This is a genomic window from Thermosporothrix hazakensis, from assembly GCF_003253565.1.
In the GTDB taxonomy this organism is placed as follows: Bacteria; Chloroflexota; Ktedonobacteria; order Ktedonobacterales; family Ktedonobacteraceae; genus Thermosporothrix; species Thermosporothrix hazakensis.
Genome location: NZ_QKUF01000017.1, coordinates 60,408 through 83,296 on the forward strand (window position 1 = coordinate 60,408; position 22,889 = coordinate 83,296).

Annotated in this window: 13 protein-coding genes; 6 read left to right on the forward strand and 7 right to left on the reverse strand. The window is 52.9% G+C overall.

What is annotated here, in order from left to right:
* Positions 1–446: 446 nt before the first annotated feature.
* From EI42_RS20450 to gyrB, 3 genes are all read left to right on the forward strand, one after another.
* Entirely contained in the window at positions 447–3,551 is a 3,105-nt protein-coding gene (locus EI42_RS20450) for an alpha-mannosidase (protein ID WP_111324495.1), read from the forward strand.
* Positions 3,552–3,726: 175 nt separating this feature from the next.
* Positions 3,727–4,323, forward strand: coding sequence for a zinc ribbon domain-containing protein (locus EI42_RS20455; RefSeq protein ID WP_170142782.1), 597 nt, complete (start codon positions 3,727–3,729; stop codon positions 4,321–4,323).
* Between the two features lie 657 nt (positions 4,324–4,980).
* Positions 4,981–7,002 (forward strand): DNA topoisomerase (ATP-hydrolyzing) subunit B, encoded by a 2,022-nt coding sequence (gene gyrB / locus EI42_RS20460; protein WP_111324497.1) that lies wholly within the window; start codon positions 4,981–4,983, stop codon positions 7,000–7,002.
* Between the two features lie 66 nt (positions 7,003–7,068).
* Here gyrB and EI42_RS20465 read toward each other — a convergent pair whose 3' ends face one another.
* The 5 genes from EI42_RS20465 to EI42_RS20485 all read right to left on the reverse strand — a co-directional run bounded on the left by EI42_RS20465 (position 7,069) and on the right by EI42_RS20485 (position 13,481).
* Entirely contained in the window at positions 7,069–9,624 is a 2,556-nt protein-coding gene (locus tag EI42_RS20465; protein ID WP_111324498.1) for a metallophosphoesterase family protein, read from the reverse strand.
* 4 nt (positions 9,625–9,628) lie between these two features.
* On the reverse strand, positions 9,629–10,918 hold the full coding sequence (locus EI42_RS20470) for a lactate racemase domain-containing protein (RefSeq protein WP_111324499.1): 1,290 nt from the start codon (positions 10,916–10,918) through the stop codon (positions 9,629–9,631).
* Between the two features lie 109 nt (positions 10,919–11,027).
* Entirely contained in the window at positions 11,028–12,215 is a 1,188-nt protein-coding gene (locus EI42_RS20475) for an FIST signal transduction protein (protein WP_111324500.1), read from the reverse strand.
* Between the two features lie 191 nt (positions 12,216–12,406).
* Positions 12,407–12,529 (reverse strand): hypothetical protein, encoded by a 123-nt coding sequence (locus tag EI42_RS34440; protein WP_281278952.1) that lies wholly within the window; start codon positions 12,527–12,529, stop codon positions 12,407–12,409.
* 421 nt (positions 12,530–12,950) lie between these two features.
* The gene (locus EI42_RS20485; protein ID WP_111324502.1) at positions 12,951–13,481 is read right to left on the reverse strand and encodes a hypothetical protein; all 531 of its coding nucleotides are present in this window, start codon (positions 13,479–13,481) and stop codon (positions 12,951–12,953) included.
* Positions 13,482–13,741: 260 nt separating this feature from the next.
* On the opposite strand from EI42_RS20485, the gene EI42_RS20490 reads away from it, so the two are divergent.
* The 3 genes from EI42_RS20490 to EI42_RS20500 all read left to right on the forward strand — a co-directional run bounded on the left by EI42_RS20490 (position 13,742) and on the right by EI42_RS20500 (position 20,292).
* Positions 13,742–14,377 (forward strand): MerR family transcriptional regulator, encoded by a 636-nt coding sequence (locus tag EI42_RS20490; RefSeq protein ID WP_111324503.1) that lies wholly within the window; start codon positions 13,742–13,744, stop codon positions 14,375–14,377.
* A gap of 243 nt (positions 14,378–14,620) precedes the next feature.
* A complete protein-coding gene (locus tag EI42_RS20495; protein WP_111324504.1) occupies positions 14,621–17,542 on the forward strand; it encodes a transglycosylase domain-containing protein in 2,922 nt (973 codons plus the stop codon).
* A gap of 428 nt (positions 17,543–17,970) precedes the next feature.
* The gene (locus tag EI42_RS20500) at positions 17,971–20,292 is read left to right on the forward strand and encodes a transglycosylase domain-containing protein (protein WP_111324505.1); all 2,322 of its coding nucleotides are present in this window, start codon (positions 17,971–17,973) and stop codon (positions 20,290–20,292) included.
* 36 nt (positions 20,293–20,328) lie between these two features.
* On the opposite strand, the gene EI42_RS20505 is transcribed toward EI42_RS20500, so the two are convergent.
* Both EI42_RS20505 and EI42_RS20510 read right to left on the reverse strand, forming a co-directional pair.
* Complete coding sequence (locus tag EI42_RS20505) at positions 20,329–21,240, reverse strand: PHP domain-containing protein (protein ID WP_249033471.1); 912 nt, start codon at positions 21,238–21,240, stop codon at positions 20,329–20,331.
* 67 nt (positions 21,241–21,307) lie between these two features.
* Complete coding sequence (locus EI42_RS20510) at positions 21,308–22,777, reverse strand: pyridoxal phosphate-dependent decarboxylase family protein (RefSeq protein WP_111324506.1); 1,470 nt, start codon at positions 22,775–22,777, stop codon at positions 21,308–21,310.
* Positions 22,778–22,889: the final 112 nt, after the last annotated feature.

A 22,889-nucleotide genomic window follows, 5' to 3' on the forward strand; every position in this document is an offset into this window, starting at 1 on the left:
AGGCTTTGTTCCAGATTATACCTCGTAGTGTCAAGCCTGTCGTGTTAGAATTGCTGAAGCCGCGTTGCATGCCGCTCAACTGTTTGTGATCCCCGCTAGAGCCTACCTGACTGGAACGTTGAAAAAGATATCCTGTCTCTTCAAAAACTATCATATCACCTCTGAAGCGACTCATGAGTGAGAAATAAGTCCTGTTTTTGGCAAAGAGTATCGCAGGAATCCACGAACTTGGTTAAGAGCAGAAGAAATGCTTCAGTCAGAGACTGGTTTGCGATTCTATTCGAGAATCAGATATAATTTTTTACCACAGGTTGCTACTCTTCATGCAAGAGTTTATTCTGGCGCGATCGTATTCCTCAAGAGCTCCACTGTAATTGCTGAAGGGAAGAGAGTATAGTGCGAGGGGATTATAGTAAAAACAGAAGAATGGTTTGAAAGGACGCGCTATGGCTGAACAGCTTCATATTGTTCTTGTGCCCCACACCCACTGGGATCGAGAATGGTATCAAACATTTCAACAATTCCGTCTGCGCCTGGTGAAGGCTGTTGATGCGTTGTTGAATGTGCTGGAAGAGGACCAGGACTTTCGCTATTTTATGCTCGATGGTCAGACAATCGTGATTGACGATTACCTTGAGGCTCGACCAGAGCAAGCAGAACGTCTGAAACGGCTGATTCGTTCCGGGCGGATCCTGGTTGGTCCCTGGTATATTCAGCCAGATGAGTTTCTGGTCAGTGGCGAGTCGCTGATTCGGAATCTGCAACGGGGTATCAGTCAGGCCGAAGAGCTTGGTGGCTTGATGCGCGTTGGCTATGTCCCGGATACCTTTGGGCATATCGCTCAGCTTCCCCAGATCCTGCGTGGCGTTGGCATTGATAATGCGGTCTTCTGGCGGGGAGTGGGCGAGGAGATCAAGGGGAGCGAATTTTATTGGGAGGCGCCGGACGGCTCACAGGTCTTTGTTGTCTATCTGGCCGACCCGCAGGGTTATTCCAATGCCCGCCAGATGCCCCTGAACCCGGAAGAGTTTGTGTCCCGGGTGAAGCTCCAGGTCGCCAATCTGTTGCCCCGAGCTACCGATGATGTGTTGCTCTTCATGAATGGCTCCGATCATCTTGAGGTACAAGAAGGGCTCCCGGCTACCATAGCGCAGGCGAACGCGCTCCTGCAACATGTGGACATCCAGCAGGAACGAAAGCAGTCATCAGCGAACGGACACTATCACTCACTCTATGTGGAAATAGGCACTCTGCCGCAATACATCGAGCGGGTACGAAGTCAGAACCGGCACTGGCAGGTCTGGCAGGGCGAGTTGCGAAGCAGTCAGTTTGCACCGCTTTTGCCCGGTGTGCTTTCCAGTCGTATCTGGATCAAGCAGCAGAATGAGCGCTGCGAGCAACTGCTTGAGCGCTGGGTTGAGCCAATGACCACCTTTATGAGCGCCCTGAACCTCTCTTATCCTGAAGGACTGGTACGACTTGCCTGGCAATATCTTCTGCAAAATCACCCTCACGATAGTATCTGTGGTTGTAGTATTGACCAGGTTCATCGTGAGAATAGCGTGCGCTTTGCTCAATGTCAGCAGATCTGTGAAGGGCTCCTTGCGCAGACCCTCCCGCAGATTGCGGCCCGTGTCGATACGCAGCCACCCATTCCTGTCAAGCATCCTGCGGATGCGCCCGTGCCAATCGTCGTCTTTCATCCGGCTCCGGCGACGCCGGGTGAAGCGGTGCAGACAACAGTGCAGCTTCCGGGCTCGCTCAATCATGCCATGCTTCTCGATGAGAAGCGCCGCTGTATGCCATTCCGTGTCGTGAATCGCAGCAGGGAAGTGCTCGGGACCATGCCAGTAGCGCGTGAGATGCTGGCGTCAATGGTGGCGCTATCGGGCTTACAGGACCCTGACCACCTGTTGCAGATGACTCAATCGATCATCACCAGCACGCTGGGAGAAACGCCCGGCATTGATGAGAAACAGGAGATCTCCCATATCTATATCGAGAACGTAACCGTTTCTCCTCTGCATCATGAGCCGCATATACCACATCCAGGTGTCATTTTTATTGAGATTATGATTGCTCCAAAGGGGCGCGTGCAGATTAACCGGGCCGATCTGCGGGCCGCTGCTCAGCAGGTGCTGGACCTGCTGCGACGAGAAGATATCCATACGTTGGAATTGAAGCTTGTGGCACAGGCGCGGGAAACTATCTCCTTTGTAGCGCAAGACCTGCCCTCATATGGATATAAAACATACTGGCTCTATCCACGGGGGTGTGATGCTTCACAGAAAGTGCATTCTGTATCATCATTTCTTGGAACTGGTCATAATAGTATTGAGAATGAACACTATCAGGTTGCAGTCGATGCAACGAATGGGACGTTGACCGTAACTGATAAGCGCACTGGTGCAGTTTTTCGAGGTCTCAACCGTTTTATAGATGGAGGGGATATCGGTGATCTGTATACCTACTGTCCCCCTGAACATGATATGCTTATTGGTGAGCCTCTAGAAGCACCCAGGATTGAGGTGATAGAGAGCGGTCCGGTGCGTGCGGCCTTGCGTATTAGTAGTCGTTGGGCTTTGCCGACATCCTGTACGGCAAACCGGCGGGAGCGCAGTGCACGCACAGCCGTCTGTACGATTGTCAGCGATGTAGCCCTGACGGCAGGGATGCGGCGTGTCGACATTCATACACGTATAGAGAATAAGGTGAAGGACCATCGCCTGAGGGTTCTTTTCCCTGTCCCTTATCGACCAGAAGCGGTTATGGCGGAAAGCACATTTCAGGTGTGTCAGCGCCCGATCTCTCTTCCAGAGCCTGTAAATGTCAGCACATGGATCGAGTATCCGGTGGCGACATTTCCACAGAAGCGCTTTGTTGATCTCAGCACTAGTCAATTCGGGCTAGCAATCTTAAACCAGGGGTTACCGGAATGTGAGGTTTTACCCTCTGGTTTCGGAGTAGAAGAGGGAGGGACTGCTGTTGCAATTACCTTGCTGCGCTGTGTCGATTGGCTCTCGCGAGGGGATCTTCCAAATCGGCAGGGACATGCGGGCCCGATGGAGCATACTCCAGAGGCACAATGTCCGGGCTTCTACGAGTTTGATTATGCGCTGGTTCCGCATGCGGGAGCGTGGGACGGTGAAGAGGCTCTGGTACTTCGTGAGGCACAAACATTTACAACGCGGCTTGCGACCCGGGCTGTGATCGAAGAGATCCATGAGGGGAGATTCCCTTCTCGGGAAGCATTTGTAACGGTTGAACCCGCGGCATTGGTCGTCAGTGCCGTAAAACGTTGGCAACGTGGTAAAGGAATAGTAGTACGTCTGTACAATCCATTTGCTTCTGCTGTCCATGCAACGGTTCACCTGCGCTTTTCTTTCTGGAAAGTATCCAGGGCCAATCTCCTTGAAGAATGTCAGGAAGTGGTGGCTACGGCTCAGGGAGGAGAGGAAGCGGGGAGTAGTGGAGAGATGCGAGCCGGAGAGCAGCGTGTGACATTGGAGTTCAAGGGGGGAGAGATCATCACTCTGGTCTGTGAGGAGTGAACACAGTTCCTCTGATGGGGCATACCTGTCAGCTTATAGTCCTGGTTAAGCAACCTGACAGGTGATGAAACGTTGTAAGATCAGTGGGTGTGATAAGCAAAGCGAAGTAGGCGCAAAAAATCAGTTACGTACCTGTAAAAAAATACTCTATACTCTTGAAAGGGGCGTTTGTCCTGTGAACGTGTATGCAAATCTGGCTCTAAGCTTGCTCGCGAGTCCTTCTTCCAGTGGGGGATCAGGGGACCTTCTAACGACTATTCAGAACTCGCTAGGCATTATTATTGGCTGTCTGGGCGCGTTTTTTGTCGCCTTCTGGCTGAGCACAGTCTACTGGACATTCCGTGATATTCGTTCTCGCACACAAGATGTGATCCTACAGATCATTTCAACGCTGGCGGCGGCCATTTTTCCGATCGTCGGTGTATTTATCTATATGCTGCTTCGCCCGCGTCAGACACTGGCCGAGGTCTATGAGCGGCAGCTTGAAGAAGAGTCGTTGCTGGCCGAGATGACCGAGCGACAGACCTGCAACAACTGTCACGCCCGGATTGAAAATGACTTTCAGGTATGTCCGTCCTGTGGTCAGAAGCTGAAGAGAACCTGCCCCAAGTGTGAGCGTCTTCTGGAGCTGCGCTGGTCCTTCTGCCCATATTGCGCCTCCAATGTGGCTGGTGGGAATCAGGTTCCGCCAAGCATGCCCGGCTTGCCCAATGTTGCTAATACGCCCGGCTCTTCCAATGTCTCTGTTAGTGGCGGGGGCAATCGCTATTAACTTGTTGAGAAACGCATAATTCCCCGGTGATGGTGACTTCTGACATATGGTCAGAAGCGGCTCTAGAAGCCATTCCCGGGGATTTTCTTTTTTCGGTCGTCTGTTCAACCTACTTGCTTTGTTTATCAAGCAGAATGTGATATAATATCACAGTGGATGGTGGCTTCCGTTGCCACTTTTTCTATGCTTGAGCAGAATATTTGAATGAGATAAAAACTGCTTTCCGCCAGTGCTTTACACTCTTGATCATTCAGAAGCGCCGTTTTCTTGTTTTGTTCCTTCCTCTGGACTCTTTCCGTGATGAGGATGGCAAACAGGAAGTATCTGGCCCGATGCTTGATTTGCTTTTATCCTTTGCGGGTAGGTGCCAGGCAGGGTGGCCGTCTTTTGTGTTGTTCTGAATGGATATCGCTTACCTCAATGTGGTATTCACCCCCTGATCTGTCGTAAAGGGCGTGAGCCTCCGCTTGAGGCCAAAAAACACACACTCTTATTGAACCACTCTGCAGTCTGCTGCTGTGTGGAAGGTTATGAATACTCGATTTTTACGGCGCGGCACATCCGAACTCAGGAAGGGAGATGACCCCTTCCGCCGCTGATCCGTTTTTTTACTGCATAAAAGGTACAGGTTCTATGGCAAAGACGAGAGAATCCTTCATGACAGAGCAATTAGCTGATAATTCAGATGCTCTTACCAGTCATAATACAACACAAATTTCAGAAAATGGCAAGGGGCAGGGCGATGGAAATGGGAGCGAGAATGAGAATGGAAGAGGCTATAGCGGGCAAAATATCCAGATTCTCGAAGGCTTAGAGGCTGTACGGGTACGCCCCGGCATGTACATCGGTGCAACTGATCAGCGTGGCCTGCACCATCTTGTCACTGAGGTTGTGGATAATAGCGTTGACGAGGTCATGGCAGGATACGCTGATACCGTGAAAGTAGTGATTCACGCGGATAGCTCGGTGTCGATTGAAGATAATGGGCGTGGTATCCCGGTTGACGAGCATCATCAGCGCCCGGGACAATCAACACTGGAAGTTGTAATGACCGTACTGCATGCCGGTGGCAAATTTGGCGGTGGTGGATACAAGATCAGTAGCGGTCTGCATGGTGTGGGAGTCTCGGTCGTGAATGCGCTTTCTGAGTGGTGTCAGGTCGATGTAAAACCCGGCGACGGCTTCCATTATCGGCAGCGCTATGAGCGTGGTAACCCTGTCACTGGCCTGATCAAGGTTGGCCCGGCAGAGGGAAGAGGCACGAAAACAACCTTCCTGGCCGATCTTTCGGTAATGGAGACCCGTGATTTCAGCTTCGATGCTCTGGCTCAGCGCTTCCGCGAGATGGCGTATCTCAATAAGGGCATGACCATCAGTCTGGTTGATGAGCGTCCTGGTCGTGAGCGCGAGGCAACCTTTTACTTCGAGGGTGGTCTGATCTCCTTTGTGCGCTATCTCAATAAGAATCAGCGTACCCTTCAGGCTCGTCCGGTGAGTGTGAGCCGCATTGTTGACGGGGTCAGCGTTGATATTGCGGTGCAATATAATGATAAATGGAGCACGAACGAGGTTTCGTTTGCTAATGGCATCAACACCATCGACGGCGGGATGCACCTGACTGGTTTCCGCAGCGCTCTGACTCGCACCCTGAACGAGTATGCCCGCAAGGCCGGACTGCTGAAGGAGAAAGATAGCAATCTCACCGGCGATGATGTACGACAGGGTTTGACCGCCGTTATCAGTGTCAAGATCCCGAATCCGCAGTTTGAGGCTCAGACCAAGAGTAAGCTGAATAATGCTGAGGTGCGCCCGATTGTTGAGGCAATCACCGCCGAGATGTTGACGCACTATCTCGAAGTCACGCCCAATGAGGCAAAGGCAATCATCGATAAATGTTTGACCTCAGCCCGAGCCCGTGAGGCTGCTCGCACGGCCCGAGAGCTGGTCCAGCGTAAGAATGTGCTGGATACCACCCTGCCGGGTAAACTGGCCGACTGTACGGAGCGTCGCGCCGATCGGTGTGAGCTCTATCTGGTTGAGGGTGATTCCGCGGGCGGTTCTGCCAAGCAGGGACGCGATCGTCATTTTCAGGCTATCCTGCCGCTGCGTGGTAAGATCCTGAACGTTGAGCGTGTGGGCCTGGATAAAATTCTACATAGCCAGGAAGTCAAGAATATTATTACCGCGCTCGGCGTCGGCATTGACGAACACTTCGATATCAGCAAGCTGCGATATGGTCGCATCGTCATTATGTGTGATGCTGACGTTGATGGCGCTCACATTCGCACCCTGTTGCTGACCTTCTTTTATCGGTACATGCCACAGCTTATCACAAATGGGCATCTCTTCATTGCTCAGCCGCCTCTCTACCACATCAAACTGGGCAAACAGATTCGCTATGTCTACAGCGATGAGGAACGCGATGCTCTGATCGAGGAGTACAAGGCGACCCATAACGGGAAAGAGCCAGAGATTGGCCGCTATAAAGGTCTTGGCGAAATGAATCCCGAAACCCTTTGGGATACCACTATGGACCCGGATAAGCGCACGATTCTGCGCGTCTCGATTGAAGAGGCCGTGGAAGCAGATAAGGTCTTCAGCATGCTGATGGGTGATGAGGTTGCGCCGCGTCGCCGTTTTATCGAGAGCCATGCAAAGAGTGCGAATCTGGACATCTAGTCTGGATGGCACAACACAGAATATACAAGCAAGGTCTGGCTTCGAAGCCAGACCTTCTTTTTTCGTTCAGGGCAACGGAGGTTCGGCGGCCGGATCAGGCGGGGCCAGCGAGGCGTGATATTCGGCCTTTTGCAGCGTTGGTATCCCGGTGGTTGGTGTCCACCACCAGAGCCGTTGAATAATCTCCGTTTCCGGCCTGTTCTTCGCTGTCTCAAAAAAGACCTCACCGATGTTGTTGTAGCCCACAATCAATTCACCGGCTTTCCACTTGCTGAACCACTCTTTATGGCGAAATGTGGCATCAACCAACTCCACACGCTGCTCTTCCAGCTTCTGTTCAACCTTCTCCGTCCGGGTGATCGCATCCTGAAATGGGCGATGGAGAGCGCGTGATGTCAGCCGTTTCTGCTCTGCCTTCCGGTTGGCCTGAATCAGATTCTGCCGAGCTGCTCCGAGCGCTTTCTGTAACAGGGTTACCGCTCCCAAAGCGACCTGTAGAGGAAACAGCAGCCAGCGGTAAAGGGTCATAAAGACGCCTCGTTTTCGCTGTGGCAGCATCTGTGCCATTGAGTTGCGGAGGTAATTCAGACGATAGCTCCGATTGGGAGGGAAAGCGTCAAAGCTCCCTGTATGCCAGCCATGTGCGGGAAGCACAATCTCTCTCTTTGAGCGCCGCGCCGCGATCAAGCGGGGCAGAGACCACCAGAAATGGTACAGGCGCTTACGAATATTGGAGAGAACATAGTTCGCGATCAGGCTATCTCCCGGGAGAAGATCCCAGGCAAAAAAATCAACCGAGGGAGAGTCGCGCCGCAGCAATTGAAGCAGGCGTGGATACCCGATGGCAAGGACGGCCATTTGTGAGCCTGAGCCCTCATTCGAGAGAGGGCTGGCTGTAAAGTTGATAAAGCGTGCGGTTGCATGCGTTCGATGGTCCCAGTAATCCAGGCTGGCACCAAAGGCATAGTGCACATCGCCCGAGAGAAACACAACTCGTTGCAGACGGCTGAGATACTTGAGAAAGTTCTGAAAGGTTTCCCATTCCAGCGCCCAGGCCTCACGATCAAAGGCATAGTTCTCGCGCACTCGCAGGCGGCTCCAGAACTGAATAGATTCCACAAAATCGACGCCCAGCACTGGAGAGGGCGAGATAATAATTGTGACGTCTGCCTGTGCCTGAAGCGCCGAGTCAAGCTGGGTATGCATGGCGGAACGAGAGAGCAGGCCCGGAAAATCAGAGGGCTTGCGATAATAACGGCGTGTGCGTGTGTCAAGCACAACCACGTGGTACGCCGGGGCATTGTAGGTGTAGTGCCAGTCAAGCGCCTGCTTTGAGCGCCTGAGTTCTCCCTTGCCAGAGAACGGAAAAGGCATTCCTAGCAGTGCGTTGATCTTCTCGACCTCGGCTGCGCGCTCAGAACCGTTCCATCTGTTGATAGTGGAAAGCAAACAGCTCTGCTCAAACTGCTCTGGCGTGTTGCCCCATCCCTGGAAGAGCGCGTAGGCTAATAGGCCATTGCGCACAATCTGCTGACCAAGCTCATTCTTCAGGATCCGTCGGCACCATGCTCCATCCAGAAACCAATCATCGGTCACCTCGTGGTCGTCACAGATCATATAAGTAGCGATATTTGCCAGAGCGCGGCGTACTGCTGGTAGACCTCGCACAAAATCATCTATCAGATAGTATTGTTCTTTAAAGCTGCGTTCGGCCTTCTCCTGTTGCGAGGCTTTGCGCGGGCGAATTTCCGGGTAGGCCTTCCAGAGATCCTGTGTGCCGGGAAGTTCGTCCGGCCAGAGCACATCGGACCAGCTAAAGAGATACATAGCTGCATATTCGGCAAAAGAAAGCAGATGATTTTCCGGGTGCGTGGTGGTGAACATGGCGACCGTATGGACGATTGGCGTTCGTCCTTCCGGCGGAAAAGCCTGTGCTGGAAGCTGTAACGGCTGAAGCAGCTCGGGCTCATTGCCTGCGAAAAGATACGATCCGGCATCCATCAGAGCAAAGAGCAGTGGCGCGGAGACATCATCGGCGTAGATCTGGTCTCCGGTTAGAAAAAGCTGCTGTGGGCGACGCACCGGGTCATGGGCAGCGTTGGCAAGCAAGGTATCGAGGACGGAAAGCATTTCGTAGCCCTGTGCTTGCGGCTTACGACAGGAGCCGTGAATAATGCGTACCTGTTCGAGCTCACGCGGGGGCAGCACAAAGCCGGGCAGGGGCTGTCCCGCATACGTGAGCTGGCTGAGCGGCTCGTCTGCCATGCTGAAAATGCCAGGTGTGCCTAAATGGGCTGCTGGCGTTGCCTGAGACTCCTCCGAGAAGAAGAGATTGTAGGAATAGAGCTTACCCCATTCGAGCGGCTGTTCCCGATCTGTCGGGCGTGCCGTGACCGCAACCAGATGTAAATGATCGCCAAGTCTGATGGTCTGGCGAGTCCCTGTACAACGTGGTTCTGTGTGGCCTTCTTCCGTGGGTTCATATACAAACAGGGTAACGGTGCGTGCTTCCTTAAGCGCCAGCCAGATGGTCACGCTATGTGGCTCGACGCGGCGTACAATCGGGCCTGCAAGGATAAGTGGTAACGCTTCTGCGCGTTCGGCCAGTGGTTGCCAGGACATAGAATCAAACCTCTCCCTGGTTTGTCTGTTGCTGGAAAAGCTGCGGGCAGCGGTAAAGCATTTCGCCAGCATGCCGAACCAGCAAAATTCCCTCCTTTTCGCGGTTCTCCCATTCCTCGGGACGAATAGTACGGTAGTCAAGATACCCCAGATTGATGCGACGACAGCGCTCCTCTGGAATGCCTGTCGCCAATGTCACCTGAATGCGTGGCTTTTCGATACCGGTCTGTGGATCGTACGTCCCCGTGCCCTTGACATGGGTACTATGCGCCAGAATGGAGCCGGGAACGTCCTTGAAACGATCCCATTGCTTCAGAAAATACTCCAGCACATGATAGCCCACTTGATCGATCAGATGCCCATGCGTATAGGAGACCTCGGTGATATGTGGTGCATAGATGATCACTTCGCCTCCGTCAGCAATAGCTGGCTCGGTTTTGTACATCGCCTTCGCGGCCGTCCAGAGATCATCATAGCGCGTGGAGGGCATCGAGAGCACGCGGCGCATCGGATGCGGTACTGTGATGATGTTCAGGCGAGCCGAAAGGTCGGCGGCGCTGGAAAAGGCCTCCAGATGCGAGCCAATGTACAGGCCGTGAAAGGCGTTCCCCTGCATCACCATCGCCAGCAGCAAAATGGGCACAGGCACAAATTCGGCGGCACGATGAATCACCCGGCGCACATACGTATCTTTCACACCGATCGTATGCATGCTTGTCAGACGTGCACCAAGCCAGTGGGTAAAATGAATGATCTCCGGGCCTGCGATCCCCGGGAACAGGTACTTCGCACCGCCTGAAAATCCAACCACCTCATGCGGAAAGACCGGACCACAAATGAGCAGTTGATCATAATCAAAGATTATTCGATTGAGGCGCACCGGGACCTCATCTGCCAGCAGGCCATTTGTCAGCCGTGCCGCCTCTTCGCGGCTGATGGTGCCTATCGTTTGCAGGGCCTCCGGGCCGTCCCACTGGTGATTATAAATATGGACGTTTGGATAGTGCTGCGCCCGCTCTTCCGGGGTTGCGCCCACCAGAAGCGTAATAGCATCTTCCGACATCGGGGGGTGAGTGCCGAGCGCTATCAGGTAATCCAGACGCTCGACCCGCGACCCGAGTTGCGCATAGAGGGCGCGGAAGAAGAGTGGAATGGGGGCTGTCCGCGTGCCATCGGGAATGATAACGAGGACGCGCTTTCCATCGAGCGGTAGAGAGGCAAACGACTTTGCGAGCAGTTCCTGTACATCGGTTTCTGTTAATTCCTGGTGTATACTACCTTTTCCCTGCAACATAGTGCATCCTTTTCTCTATTTTGATCCTTGTGTATTATTGTACCATTTTTGAAAAATGACGGCATTCTTAAGCAAGAAAGTCCTGTTTCCCCGCAATGTATCGGGTGACTTATCGGCGATGGACCAGTACTGCGATACTCGCCGTAAAGCCGTGAAGAAAGGAGCGCCTCCCTACCGGGCCGATTTCGCCATTACAGAAGAGCCCGGCCAGCGGGATAGGGCCCAGGATCTGTTCTATCAGGCCTGCGTCGTGGTGAGGAGCGGAGAAAAGATCCTCACCGCGACCATTACAGGTACAGAGAATTGCCGCGATAGGCGTGTTGCCAACAAGCTTATCCTTGAGGTGAGAGAGCCGCGTACGCAGATCGTGATCTGCGGCCTGAGCGTCCCGCATCTGGAACTGAATGGTCTGCCCGACCCGGGGCTGTGCGCCAAGCGCAAGAGCGCCAGTGCTGCGATCGACTCCTAGCAGATTGCGTATGAGGAAGGTACCGCGTTCAAAGGTGGCGCGGTATTCATCTGCGGCAAGCCCGACCAGCAGGTTGTGCTGTGCGCGGCGTTGAAGCGTATACGGCAGGCCCTGAAACGTTTCGATAAGCATTTCATAGGCCGGCCGGTTCGAGATGGTCTCGACAAGCCCGTTGTCCTGCACGCGGGTGATTGTCCAGGGTTCACCGATCGGTTCACATCCCTGCGAGACCAGTGGAAGAATCGAGTAAGCGCCACCCAGAGCCAGGGCAACGCCTCCATCAGTAAAGACCTCATCGTTAAAGAAGATATAGCTGCGATGCTCCTCTATATCATTGGAGGCCAGACCACCGAGCATCGGAATATCGGGATAGGCGCCGCTCAGGTGTTCGACCAGGCTTTCACAATCCATATGGAAAGGGTCAAGAAAGAACAGCCAGGCATTGACATCATCCAGCGGAACATTCAGCGTTTCTCGCATAGAGACAGGTGAGTTGCCTTGTTCCAGCAGATCTACAGGGATACGCACGGGATACAGGGTCGCTTCAGGTAAGGAGAGCGTCAAGAGAGAGAGCGCGGGCGCGTTTTCTAGCTCTATTCCTGTCCCGATGGTTCCCTGAGCCGAGCAGCCAATGAGGAGCGGCGCGGCCAGCTCATGGCGAAGAATGTGAAGCATGTCCTGATAGTGTGCGGCATATTCGCCGCTCGCAAAGAGCAGCACGACATCTGGATAGGTGCCACGAACGGATTCGAGCGCCTGATAGAGGGCCTGGTTCCAATCCTCATCTGCGATAATTGCTGCTCTGGCAACCGGCTTACAGGTTTTCATATATCCTCCCTGGGCGTTGTATTGGGTGGTGCCGTCTGAAGCCGAAACCGGATTTCTTCTTGATGTATGGGTGCATATTGCCAGGGCAGGATGTCCCGTTTATGGCCGAACTGGCTGACTCCTGATCTTCTTTGCTGATAGCCAGATGGCCTGGCCTCTGGCGGTCTGAGCACAGGTGTTCGAGGTTTGCCTTACTGGATGTTCCTCGTTGTGTACAGGAAAGGACCAAGCGATGATGGAGGCGCTGAATGCTCTCTCTGCGTGTAGGCGCCGCGGAGCACGATTGCTGCACGAGCCGCGCTATGCTTCATCACGTGCCTCTCTCCTGAAGCAGATACACTGCATCACTCTTTCTGTTGAAAAGTATCGCACACTGAGAGGAAAGAAGGCAATGGAAGAGAAAAAGGGGCAAACGTAACCCCTCCGCTACAGGGAGAAGGCAACGGAGGGGCTACGTACAATGTTTGTGTAGTAGGCTGGCAGTGGTGAGCCTTAACTTATGAGCGAGTATAGCAAATTTAATCTGGAGTATGTGTTAAAATTCTATTAATTTTTCTCATTTGCAATATTCGATAAATATTTCTAAAAAAAGATGGGGTGAAGAGGGGCAAATGAGGTTGTGAATAGGGGATAACAGGCGAATAATAATAAAAGAGGTAGCCCCTATTACAGTCCACAATTATTCCGAGGAGAGGAACTGAGTCGCCTGTAATAGGGACTGTAGTGCCTGCTCGATTATTGTTCGTCTTTTTGCAGGGTATCGGGATGACGGGAGGTCATAGGATCCACAATGTCGCTTTGATGTGGTTGCTCTCCCGGCTTAGTACCCTCCTGTTTCATATATTCGTTTTTCCGGGGATCCCGGTCCCCCATCGCTGTTTGCGGTTGTCCTGCTGCCCGACCGCCAATACTTCCCTGTGCGTAGGCGTCTACCTCGTTGAAGTGTCCGCGTCGAATAGAACTCTCACTGATACTCTCGGAGCCACGTTCATGATGCGAGCCTCCACCTTCAATACTGCTGGCTGTGGTGCCACCGCCGGCGATGGTATCACTACTGATATTCATGCCGCCCGGTGGATTGTCTGTTCCAGAGAGCGATGAAGCTGGTTCGGGAAGGGTGCCACCTCCCACAGTTCCCAGATCCCGGTTTCTCATGCCTTCAGTGCGCGGGGGTTTTGTCCCCTCGCCTTCCTCAGTTCCGGATTCCTTCTGGTGGAGTAATTTATTGTATTCAGGCTTACGCCCTTGCTTTTCATGCTCTGTCATAATGGTCTATCCCTTTCTGGATCGCTGCTTGATAGCCTACTCTGTTTAAGAACACGCAGCAACTGAGCGGAGGGTGACGATGTTCTGCTTTAGTGGAAAAATTCTACCTCGGCTCGGGTTTGCCGGTTGTCGGGAGCAGGCATTTGTGAGATACTTAAGACAGGCTTGACGATGCTTCTTGAATTCCATACAATCCAATTCTCAGGGGTAAAGAATACATATCAATTGGAAGCTGCAACACTGAAGGCAGGAGGAAAACTGTGACATCACAGGCTGGTGACGAATGGCTGAGCCTGCGTGAGGCCGCCGAGTTACTGGGCATGCACCCGGCAACAGTGCGCCTCTGGGCTGATCGAAACGAGATTCCATCGCGGAGGACAAGCGGGGGCCATCGTCGTTTTCGTCGTGCAGATATTGAAGCGCGTCTTCATCAGCAGATAGAGCCACGCCCCAGTCTGGCGGCCCAGATGCTGATTCAAAATTTGTTGGGCCGTGTGCGTCTTGAGTTGACCGATGGGAAATTAGATTCCCTGCCCTGGTATCAGCATTTTGACGCAAATGCGCGTGCCGCTTATAGCCGCCTGGGGCGGCGTGTCCTGGATCTGTTGCTCCGGGCGTTGACCGACGATACGCACAATGACAATCTGCGCCGCGAGGCTGTCGAGCTTGGTCGCGAGTACGGCTCGATCGCAGCGCAATCTCATGTCCCGCTGGCCGATGCCGTCAGAGCTTTCCTCTATTTTCGCACAATGATGGATGAAGCGGTGTTGCAGCTTGCGGAGGTGCGGGGCACTCGTGAGCAGGATATTCCCTGGATCGAGAGCCTGTACCAGATTCAGACTATCACCAATGAAATTCTGCCTGCTTTGATTGAGGCCGCTCCTGGTGTACAATAAGAGCAGCGCTGGCTGCTACGCCATTTCTCCTGTCTGTCCATTTTGTCTGTAACAAATTCCTCTGTTTCGCGTCTTAATAAAAAGGGATAGATATATCTGCCTTCTTCATCGGGAGGCTTTTTTCATCTGTCTGTTGTATCATTTTCTAAGAAGTATTCAGTTATGTCATTTTTAATTTAGTTCCTGGATCTTTATAGATAAATATGTATTTGCTAAGAGGGAGCTTTGAGAAGGAGAGCTCATATGTCTGACGGAAAGCAGCACCAGAATATTGACTCTGAGGAGGTGGCCAAGCGGCGCGGGGAGAAGGCGGCACGAACAGGGCCTTATGGTAAACAGGATATAGTAGAAAAAGAAAAGGATGATCGACAGGCCCATTTTCAGGAAAACTCTGAAACGCCAAAAGTGAGAGATGATGGTAAGGGGGAAGAAGGGGAAAGTGAAGAAACATCTGTGAAGGAACCGCAAGCATTGCCTGTTGAGGCATCCTCTCTGAATGTTGATGAAGATGTGAAAGAGACGAGGCCTGCGGTGCAATCTGAACAGAATAAAGCACAATCCCATCACGACCAGAGGAACCCAAAAGACGTTGAAGCTCTTGCGAGCAGAAAGGACGGTTATCCTTCTGCCAAAGAAGAGGGTTCTGGCGAAGAGACAGCGAAGGAGCGTACGCCATCGGCTGCGCTGAGCGATGATGCCCATAGTGGTCTGACTGAACCAGCGCTACCCTCTATCCGAAAGTCCGAACTCTCTACGAAGAGCGGGCCGCCCGAGGTGTCAAAAACGGTGCGCGATGGGCAGAAAGCGCGGAAGCGTACGGGGGCATTGTCTCCCGCTTCGCGCCTGGATATGGAGGCGTTTGTTCTTCCGCCACTGCCAGAGAATGCCTCGGCGCGCGAGCGTGCCCGCTGGCAACGAAAGCGCAAGATTTTATTGCGGCATATCTCGCGCAAACATATGCGCGATGAGCGGAACAGAGCGGCGAATAGACTGCGAAAGGCTGCGTTGACGCTTGTCAGTACGTTGCTGGCAATTGTGGTGATATTTACGGCCCTCAGCGGCACCGGCGCTTTTCTGGGTTATCGCTTCTATATGTCTACCGAGGAAAAATATCAGGGTACTGTGACAACGCTGTTTGATCTGGTGCCAAAAGATAACCTGAAAATGTATGACCGCAACAATACCTTGATCGGTCAGTTGCAGGATCAGGGCTTTCATACCTATGTGAAATTTGATGGCATCTCAAAAGATCTGATCAATGCGACCGTTGCCATTGAGGATAAGGATTTCTGGGAGAACCCGGGCGTTGATGTGCTCCGGATTGTGCAGGCTGCACTTCAGAACCTGCGGAGCGGGCGCGTTGTGCAGGGGGGCAGCACTATCACGCAGCAGTTGATTAAAAAGCTGATCGTTGGCGATAAGGTCAGCCCGTTTCGTAAGCTGGAAGAGATAGTGCTGACTCCTCAAGTGAACAGCAACTACTCCAAGCGCGATATCATGGAGCTGTATTTGAACACCATCTACTATGGCAATATGGCTTATGGTATCGATGCCGCGGCATACATTTACTTCGGGTTGGAGGATAAGCCCGGGCTACCTGCTTCCAAGCAGTTGTCACTGGCTCAGGCGGCGATGCTGGCCGGTCTGCCTCAGGGAGGTGACCTGCTCAACCCGCGCTATCATCCTGAAAGTGCCATGAAACGTATGGAACTGGTACTGAATTCAATGGTCAGCCAGGGCTATATTACAAAGGTGCAGGCGCTGGAAGCAGAGAAAGAGGCACAGAAGCCCGACTTTGTGAAGTGGCCGAAAAACGGCTTGAAGAATCTTGCGCCACATTTCTTCTACTATGTCCTGCGCGAGTTGCAGCAAAAGTATAAGCTAAAGCCTGAGGAACTGTCGCTCTCTGGCCTGAACGTGTATACCACTCTGGACCTGAAGCTTCAGGAAAAGGTGCAGAAGGCTATGCTTGCGCATACCGACGACTTGAAACAGTATGGCATCTCCAATGCGGCGGCAGTGTTGATTGAGCCGAAAACCGGAGCGATCAGAACCCTGCTTGGAAGCCTCGATTATAACAATGAGGCGATCGGTGGTCAGTTTGATGTGGCAACGATGGGTATGCGTCAGCCCGGCTCGTCCTTTAAACCGTATGTCTATGCCACGGCCCTTGAGAAGTTTAACGCTTCCCCGGGACAGGCGGTCGCGGATGTTGAGACGACGTTCGATCTGCCGAGCGGACCTTTTGAGCCCGGGAACTACGATGAAAAGTTCCACGGGCATATGACGATCCGCTGTGCCTTACAAAACTCGCTCAATATCCCGGCGGTGCGTACACTTGATCATCTGGGAGTGGATGAGGCGATGAAGAAAGTCGATGCGATGGGTATTCAGCATGAGGGCTATCCTGGCCTCTCAATGGTGCTTGGTGGTCTGGAAGTGAATATGCTGGACCATGTGTCGGCATTTGGCACCTTTGCCAATCAGGGGGTCCATGTTCCCCATTATGTCATTGAAAAGGTTGTACATTCTGGCTCTGGAAAAGTGGAGCAACATGCACGGGAGAAGGGTCAGCGGATCTTCAGTCCGCAGATCGCGTATATGATTACAAATGTGCTCTCCGACAACAAGGCTCGCATTCCACAGATGCTGGATTGTAATGTGCTGGAACTCTATTCAAACTCCCAACAAGAGTGCCTGGCCGGAGATCGTGGTGTGGTGCGTCCGGCAGCAGCCAAAACCGGAACCACCAACAACTTTAAGGACAACTGGACGCTTGGCTATACCACTGATTATGTGCTTGGTGTCTGGACTGGCAATAACGATGGTCATCCGATGGCTGAGGGTGCGACCGGCCTGGTCGGCGCGGCTCCCATCTGGCATGATGCCATGCTGGCCGTCAACGCGAATAAGCCGATTCGCGATTTCCCGAAGCCGCCCGGACTGGTCACCGCAACGGTAACCTATCCTGATGGCGTGCGCTCTACTGATCTCTATCTGGAGGGGAAAGTACCTGACTCCTTCAAGGGCGGAGCACCTGCCCCCTCTCCCACTGCGAAGCCGGGAGAAAAGACGAAGCCTGCGCCTCAGGTGCAGCCATACTGTCCGAGCAGCTTTAACTATGCGTTTCCTCCGACGAATACCAACGCTGATGGATGGTGGTAGTCAAACACTTCAAGCGCCTGCAACTCTCAAGGGTGCAGGCGCGTTTTTCTTTTTGGGTGGAGGCGCGAGGGGCCAGGTAGAAAAACAACAGCTACACTTTTTCTGGAAAACGGTCGGCTAAATACTTGAGGACAAGCGGCCTGCCTTTTTCTATTGCAGAGTTTCTCTATGCCTTTTAGTCATGGGGTGTTTGAATTGTAAGGGGAGCACGAAATAGTGTTGTTGTATGATAGAAAGAGAAAAAGAACGCTTGCCTCTATTCCAGATATGGGATGTTTATATTTGTATTTATAGATAAAGATTCTGTGTATGGTAGATAAGAGAGGATAAGAAAGCGGATACCGTTTTCCTTGAAGAGGCGGCTGGTATTGTTTCTTGAAAAAAGAAGTTCGTCTTGCGTGTATGCCTGAATTGCAGGAGGTTGGGATATGCAGAGAGAGCGACGCCCTGATGAGCCGGATGGGAGAGAGGGTGTGAAGAATGAAGAACAGTGCGTTCAGCTTGAAAAGGAGGAAGGTGGAGAGCACAATGATGAACAGGCCGTAGTCCCTGCAAAGCTGCCACCATATAGTAAGGCTGCTGCAGCGCAACGGCTAAATGAGATTCCTCCGCAAGCTCCACGCGGGGTGCATTATTCGGCGCCCCATTTGCGCACGCATCCAGAGGGATGGAGAGCTAAACGTCACAAGAAGCGCAAGAATTTGCGCATCAGCAATTCTCGTCATGCCTCGGCTGAAAATCTGGGGATGCGGCTTGGCTTTATGCCACTGACGCTGATTACGCTGACGGTGCTGGTGGTCGGAACGTCTGTGCTGGTGGGACTGGCAGCTTTTCGCGATGCCACTTACCATCGGTATGGACAGGCCTTAACCACATTGCCGGATATTCTCCCGAAGGATAACCTGAAGCTCTACGATGCTCAGGGGGAGCTTCTCTATCAATCAACATCGCGCGGAATTCAGACTACTGTTCCATTTTCAAAAATTTCAAAGCATTTAGTTAACGCTGAGGTTGCGATTGAGGATCAGTCATTCTGGAATAATGAGGGCTATGATATTACCGGTATTGTCAGGGCAGCATTAGAGAACCTGCTTCATGGTCGCGTCATGGGAGGTGGAAGTACAATCACTCAGCAGCTTATTAAAAATGCAATTGTCGGTAATCAAACCTCAATGATCCGAAAGCTGCAGGAAATCCTGCTTGCCCCTGATGTGACGCGGCGTTTTAGCAAGGAAGAGATTCTCAGCATGTACCTGAACACCATTTATTATGGTGAGCAGGCATATGGTGCTGAGGCGGCTGCCTTTACCTATTTCGGGTTACAGCCCAAAGATGGGAAGACCGCAGCCGAACAACTTGATATAGCACAGGCTGCAATGCTGGCAGGCATACCGAGTTCTCCTAATGCCCGAAATCCCTTTAAAAATTTCAAGGTTGCCTTTTCGCGCATGAAAGAGATCCTCAAACAGATGCGCTTACAGGGCTATATCACCCATGATGAGGAGCTCCAGGCGATCCATGAGGCGCAACAACCGAACTTTTTGAAGCGCGGTGTCATTAAAAATGATGCGCTGGTGGCATCGCACTTTATCAACTATACCTTGCGAGAACTGGCTGATGAGCTGCATGTGAAGGTGGAAGATCTTCCGCGCTCCGGCTTGATTGTCAAAACGACACTCGATTATTCAAAACAAAAAGAGATCTTAAAGATCGCACAGAAGCACATTCGAGGCATGGCGGCGCAGCACAATATGTCGAATGCGGCGGTGGTAGTGCTTGATCCCCACACGGGAGCAATCCGCGCCCTGCTTGGAAATATTGATCCTGCTGACCCGCAGAGCGGCGCTTTTGACGTTGCCAGTCAGGGCCTGCGTCAGCCGGGATCAACCTTTAAGGCGTTTATCTATGCGAACGCCTTTAACCAGGGAATCAGCCCGGGCAACAAGGTCGCGGATACGCCTCTGACGGTGCAGATGTGCTGTGGCTTGCCGCCTTATCAGCCCAAGAACTATGATTTGAAGTTTCACGGTATTGTCTCGTACCGCTACGCGTTGCAGAACTCCTTTAACATTCCGGCCGTGCGTCTGCTGATGCAAACTGGTGTGGATGAGTCGCTCAATCTGGCGAAGAAGATGGGCATCACCGAGTATAACGGTACTCCGAACTATACGATGGTGCTTGGTACATTGGGCGTGCACCTGATTGATATGACGTCTGCGTATGGCGTGTTTGCCAACAAGGGTGTGCGTGTTCCGCCTCATGCGATTGATGTGGCGCTGGATGCGCGAAGCGGCAAACCGGTGCTTCAGTACAACAAGAAGGGTGAGCAGGTGATCAGCCCGCAGCTTGCTTTTGTGATGACGGATGTGTTGAGCGATAACACGTCGCGTATCTTCGAGTTCGGGAAATGTAGCGCCCTGTACCTTTACAGCACATCCGAGCGTGAGTGTTATGCTGGCAATCCGGGACCGGTGCGCCCGGCTGCGGCAAAGACGGGAACCTCAAATGACTTCCGCGATAACTGGACTATTGGCTATACCACTGATTATGTGGTTGGTGTCTGGGCCGGTAATAACGATAACTCGCCAATGGTCGATGTGTCCGGTATCGATGGCGCGGGTCCGATCTGGCATGACACCATGCAGTTGATGGAGCAGGGAAAACCCATTCGGCACTTTGATGGCCCGCCTCCTGGAGTGGAGAAGCGGAATGTTGATGGAAATGTCGACTGGGTGATTACGAAACATTAGCGGTTTGACCGGCGGAAATTTTCCGCCGGTTCTTTTTTATGCGGAAATCGCGATTCCCAGACGTTCCAACAGACGACGGCTGATCTCTGCTCGATGCTTCAGGGGCATACGTCCGGGGTGGCTATGCGAGTCGGAGCCAGTACTGACCAGCAGATTATGCTGTGCGGCATACTCGCGATACATCTCGATGTCTTCTGGTGAATGATAAGGGTGAATAAGTTCTATGCCATCCATTGGGATTTCTGCAAGCAGTTCGTCCAGCAGAGCCGGAGTATAGTAGGTGAACCCATTCTCGCGTCTGCCCGGGTGGGCGATCAGACACAGGGCATTGCTTTTATGTGCGGCCTCAACGGTCTCATCCATCTCGGGACGAATCGAGCGATAACCCGCTTTCTCTAGAATAATATGTCCATCGGACCAGCCTTTGATATATCCATGCTCTCGCAGGAGATCAATATTATCGAAGGCGCGCTGTACCTTCCCGCCTTTCGAGGCAAGCACGTCTTCCTGGCGTGGGAAACGATAGCCCTGGCGTAAAAGCTCCTCATAGACCTCAAGGGCGTTCTCGGTTTTCTGGCGCGAGAGCCTTTCGGTCAGGGGAGCCAGCTCATTCTGTGTGGGATCAAAGCCATAACACAGCACATCGGTTGGCTTGCCTTTCCAGTAGGTGCTGATTTCAACTCCTGAGAGCACTGTCAGGTTCCGGGCTGCACCGAGTTGCTGAATCTCGGCGACCTTGTCTACGCGGTCATGGTCAGTGACGGCAACCAGCGCAAAGCCTTCGGTTGCCAGGAAGTCAATGAGCTGCTCGGCAGGCCAGCGTCCGTCACTAAATGTCGTATGCATATGAAGATCTATCGGGGCGTCGGGATGTAAGGTAAGGTAGTGTGTGAGCAAGCTTCTCTCCTCTTTTCCTTTTATTTCACTGGTCTTTGATGCTTCCACCATAATGGTATCACACGCTTGCTTGCTAGATAAGGAGGAGAGAAAAGGGCATTCTCTCCTCGTGTGATCGCTATATGGTGGCATACTCCTGTAACTGCTGCCAGAACTCGCGTATCTCTGCTTCCGTCGTGCGCAGGTTGCCGATGGCGGCCCGTAGCGTCATCGCCCCATTGAGGCGAGTGTGGGAGATAAAGAAGCGCCCTCTGGCATTGATGGTGTTCATGATCCGCTCGTTCAGCGCGTTCAGCTCGTCCAGGTCGTCCATACCCTTTGGATGAGCACGGAAGCAGACAAGGCTGAAGGGTGTGGGAGCCATGCGTTCAAAGTTCGGAGACTCGTCGATCCACCGGGCCAATAATCGGGCAAGACGAATATGTTCGCGCAGGCGGGCGATAATGCCGTCCTGACCGAAATAGCGCAGAATCATCCAGAGTTTCAGGGCACGGAAGCGCCTGCCGAGTGCGTTCCCATAGTCCATCAGATTGGGCACCTCGTCTGTGGCGCTCTCATTATTGCGAAGATACTCTGGCACAAGGCTGAAGGCAGCTTTCAGCACATCAGGCCTGCGGGTGAAGAGTACGCTGCAATCCAGTGGGGTGAAGAGCCATTTATGCGGATTCACAATCAGGGAGTCGGCTCGCTCACAGCCTTCCAGTATCCAGCGGAATTCGGGTATGATGGCAGCCGTGCCGGCATAGGAAGTATCAACATGTAGCCAGAGCTGATGACGCTCGCAAATGTCTGCGATCCGGGGAATGGGGTCGATGCTGCTGGTTGAGGTCGTCCCCACAGTAGCGACAACCGCGAAAGGCAGCCAGCCCTGTGCAAGGTCCTCAAGGATAGCCTGTTCCAGCTCGTCGGGCTTCATTCTAAAATCGGCATCTATCGATATTTTGCGGATGCCTTCCTGTCCGATACCAAGTGTGATTGCGGCTTTATCTACGGAGGAATGCGTGTCCTGTGAACAATAGAGCCGCAGAGGTGGCAGCTCATGTCGGCCCGCCATTCCCTTCTGACGAATGTAAAGGTGCGGGATAGCTTCACGGGCTGCGGCAAGGGCATAGAGGACGCCTGTAGATGCGGTATCGTTGATAACGCCGAAGAGGGGAGCAGGCAGGCCGAGCATCTGACGGAGCCAGTCGAGCGTGAGCTGTTCGAGCTCGGTTGCTGAGGGGCTGGTGCGCCAGAGCATAGCATTGACGTTGAGTGCGCTGGTGAGCATTTCACCAAGAATGCCGGGACCTGAGCCCGTAATCCCAAAATAGGCCATAAAGCCGGGTGAGTTCCAGTGGGTGACGCCTGGCAGAACCACGCGCTGAAAGTCTTCAAGAATGGCATCCATCGATTCGCCATGCTGCGGCGGCTGTTGTGGCAGGGCCTGGCGGGTCGAACCTGGAGCAACCTGTGAGAGTACAGGATAGGTGCCTGCTTGATCGAGGTAATCGGCGATCCAATCCACAATCTGATGACCGTAGCGGCGGAACTCTTCGCTACTCATATCGCCGTGCAAGGGGTCTGATGTGGGGCGTTCTCCTGTCATAAGAACCTCCTTCTGGAAAAAAACTCCTTCTTGCTCTCTAGCTTAGCACAGCTTGAAGAGGAGGTGCTATGGTGCGTCTCTCTGGCATAAAAGCAAGGAAGCCGGTACAATA

What these genes read in the sequence shown, in the direction of transcription:
- EI42_RS20495 (WP_111324504.1), top strand. Translation starts at nt 14,621, where the DNA reads ATGTCTGACGGAAAGCAGCACCAGAATATTGACTCTGAGGAGGTGGCC.
- EI42_RS20470 (WP_111324499.1), bottom strand. Translation starts at nt 10,918, where the DNA reads ATGTTGCAGGGAAAAGGTAGTATACACCAGGAATTAACAGAAACCGAT.
- EI42_RS20510 (WP_111324506.1), bottom strand. Translation starts at nt 22,777, where the DNA reads ATGACAGGAGAACGCCCCACATCAGACCCCTTGCACGGCGATATGAGT.
- EI42_RS20475 (WP_111324500.1), bottom strand. Translation starts at nt 12,215, where the DNA reads ATGAAAACCTGTAAGCCGGTTGCCAGAGCAGCAATTATCGCAGATGAG.
- EI42_RS20500 (WP_111324505.1), top strand. Translation starts at nt 17,971, where the DNA reads ATGCAGAGAGAGCGACGCCCTGATGAGCCGGATGGGAGAGAGGGTGTG.
- gyrB (WP_111324497.1), top strand. Translation starts at nt 4,981, where the DNA reads ATGACAGAGCAATTAGCTGATAATTCAGATGCTCTTACCAGTCATAAT.
- EI42_RS20505 (WP_249033471.1), bottom strand. Translation starts at nt 21,240, where the DNA reads ATGGTGGAAGCATCAAAGACCAGTGAAATAAAAGGAAAAGAGGAGAGA.
- EI42_RS20465 (WP_111324498.1), bottom strand. Translation starts at nt 9,624, where the DNA reads ATGTCCTGGCAACCACTGGCCGAACGCGCAGAAGCGTTACCACTTATC.
- EI42_RS20450 (WP_111324495.1), top strand. Translation starts at nt 447, where the DNA reads ATGGCTGAACAGCTTCATATTGTTCTTGTGCCCCACACCCACTGGGAT.
- EI42_RS20485 (WP_111324502.1), bottom strand. Translation starts at nt 13,481, where the DNA reads ATGACAGAGCATGAAAAGCAAGGGCGTAAGCCTGAATACAATAAATTA.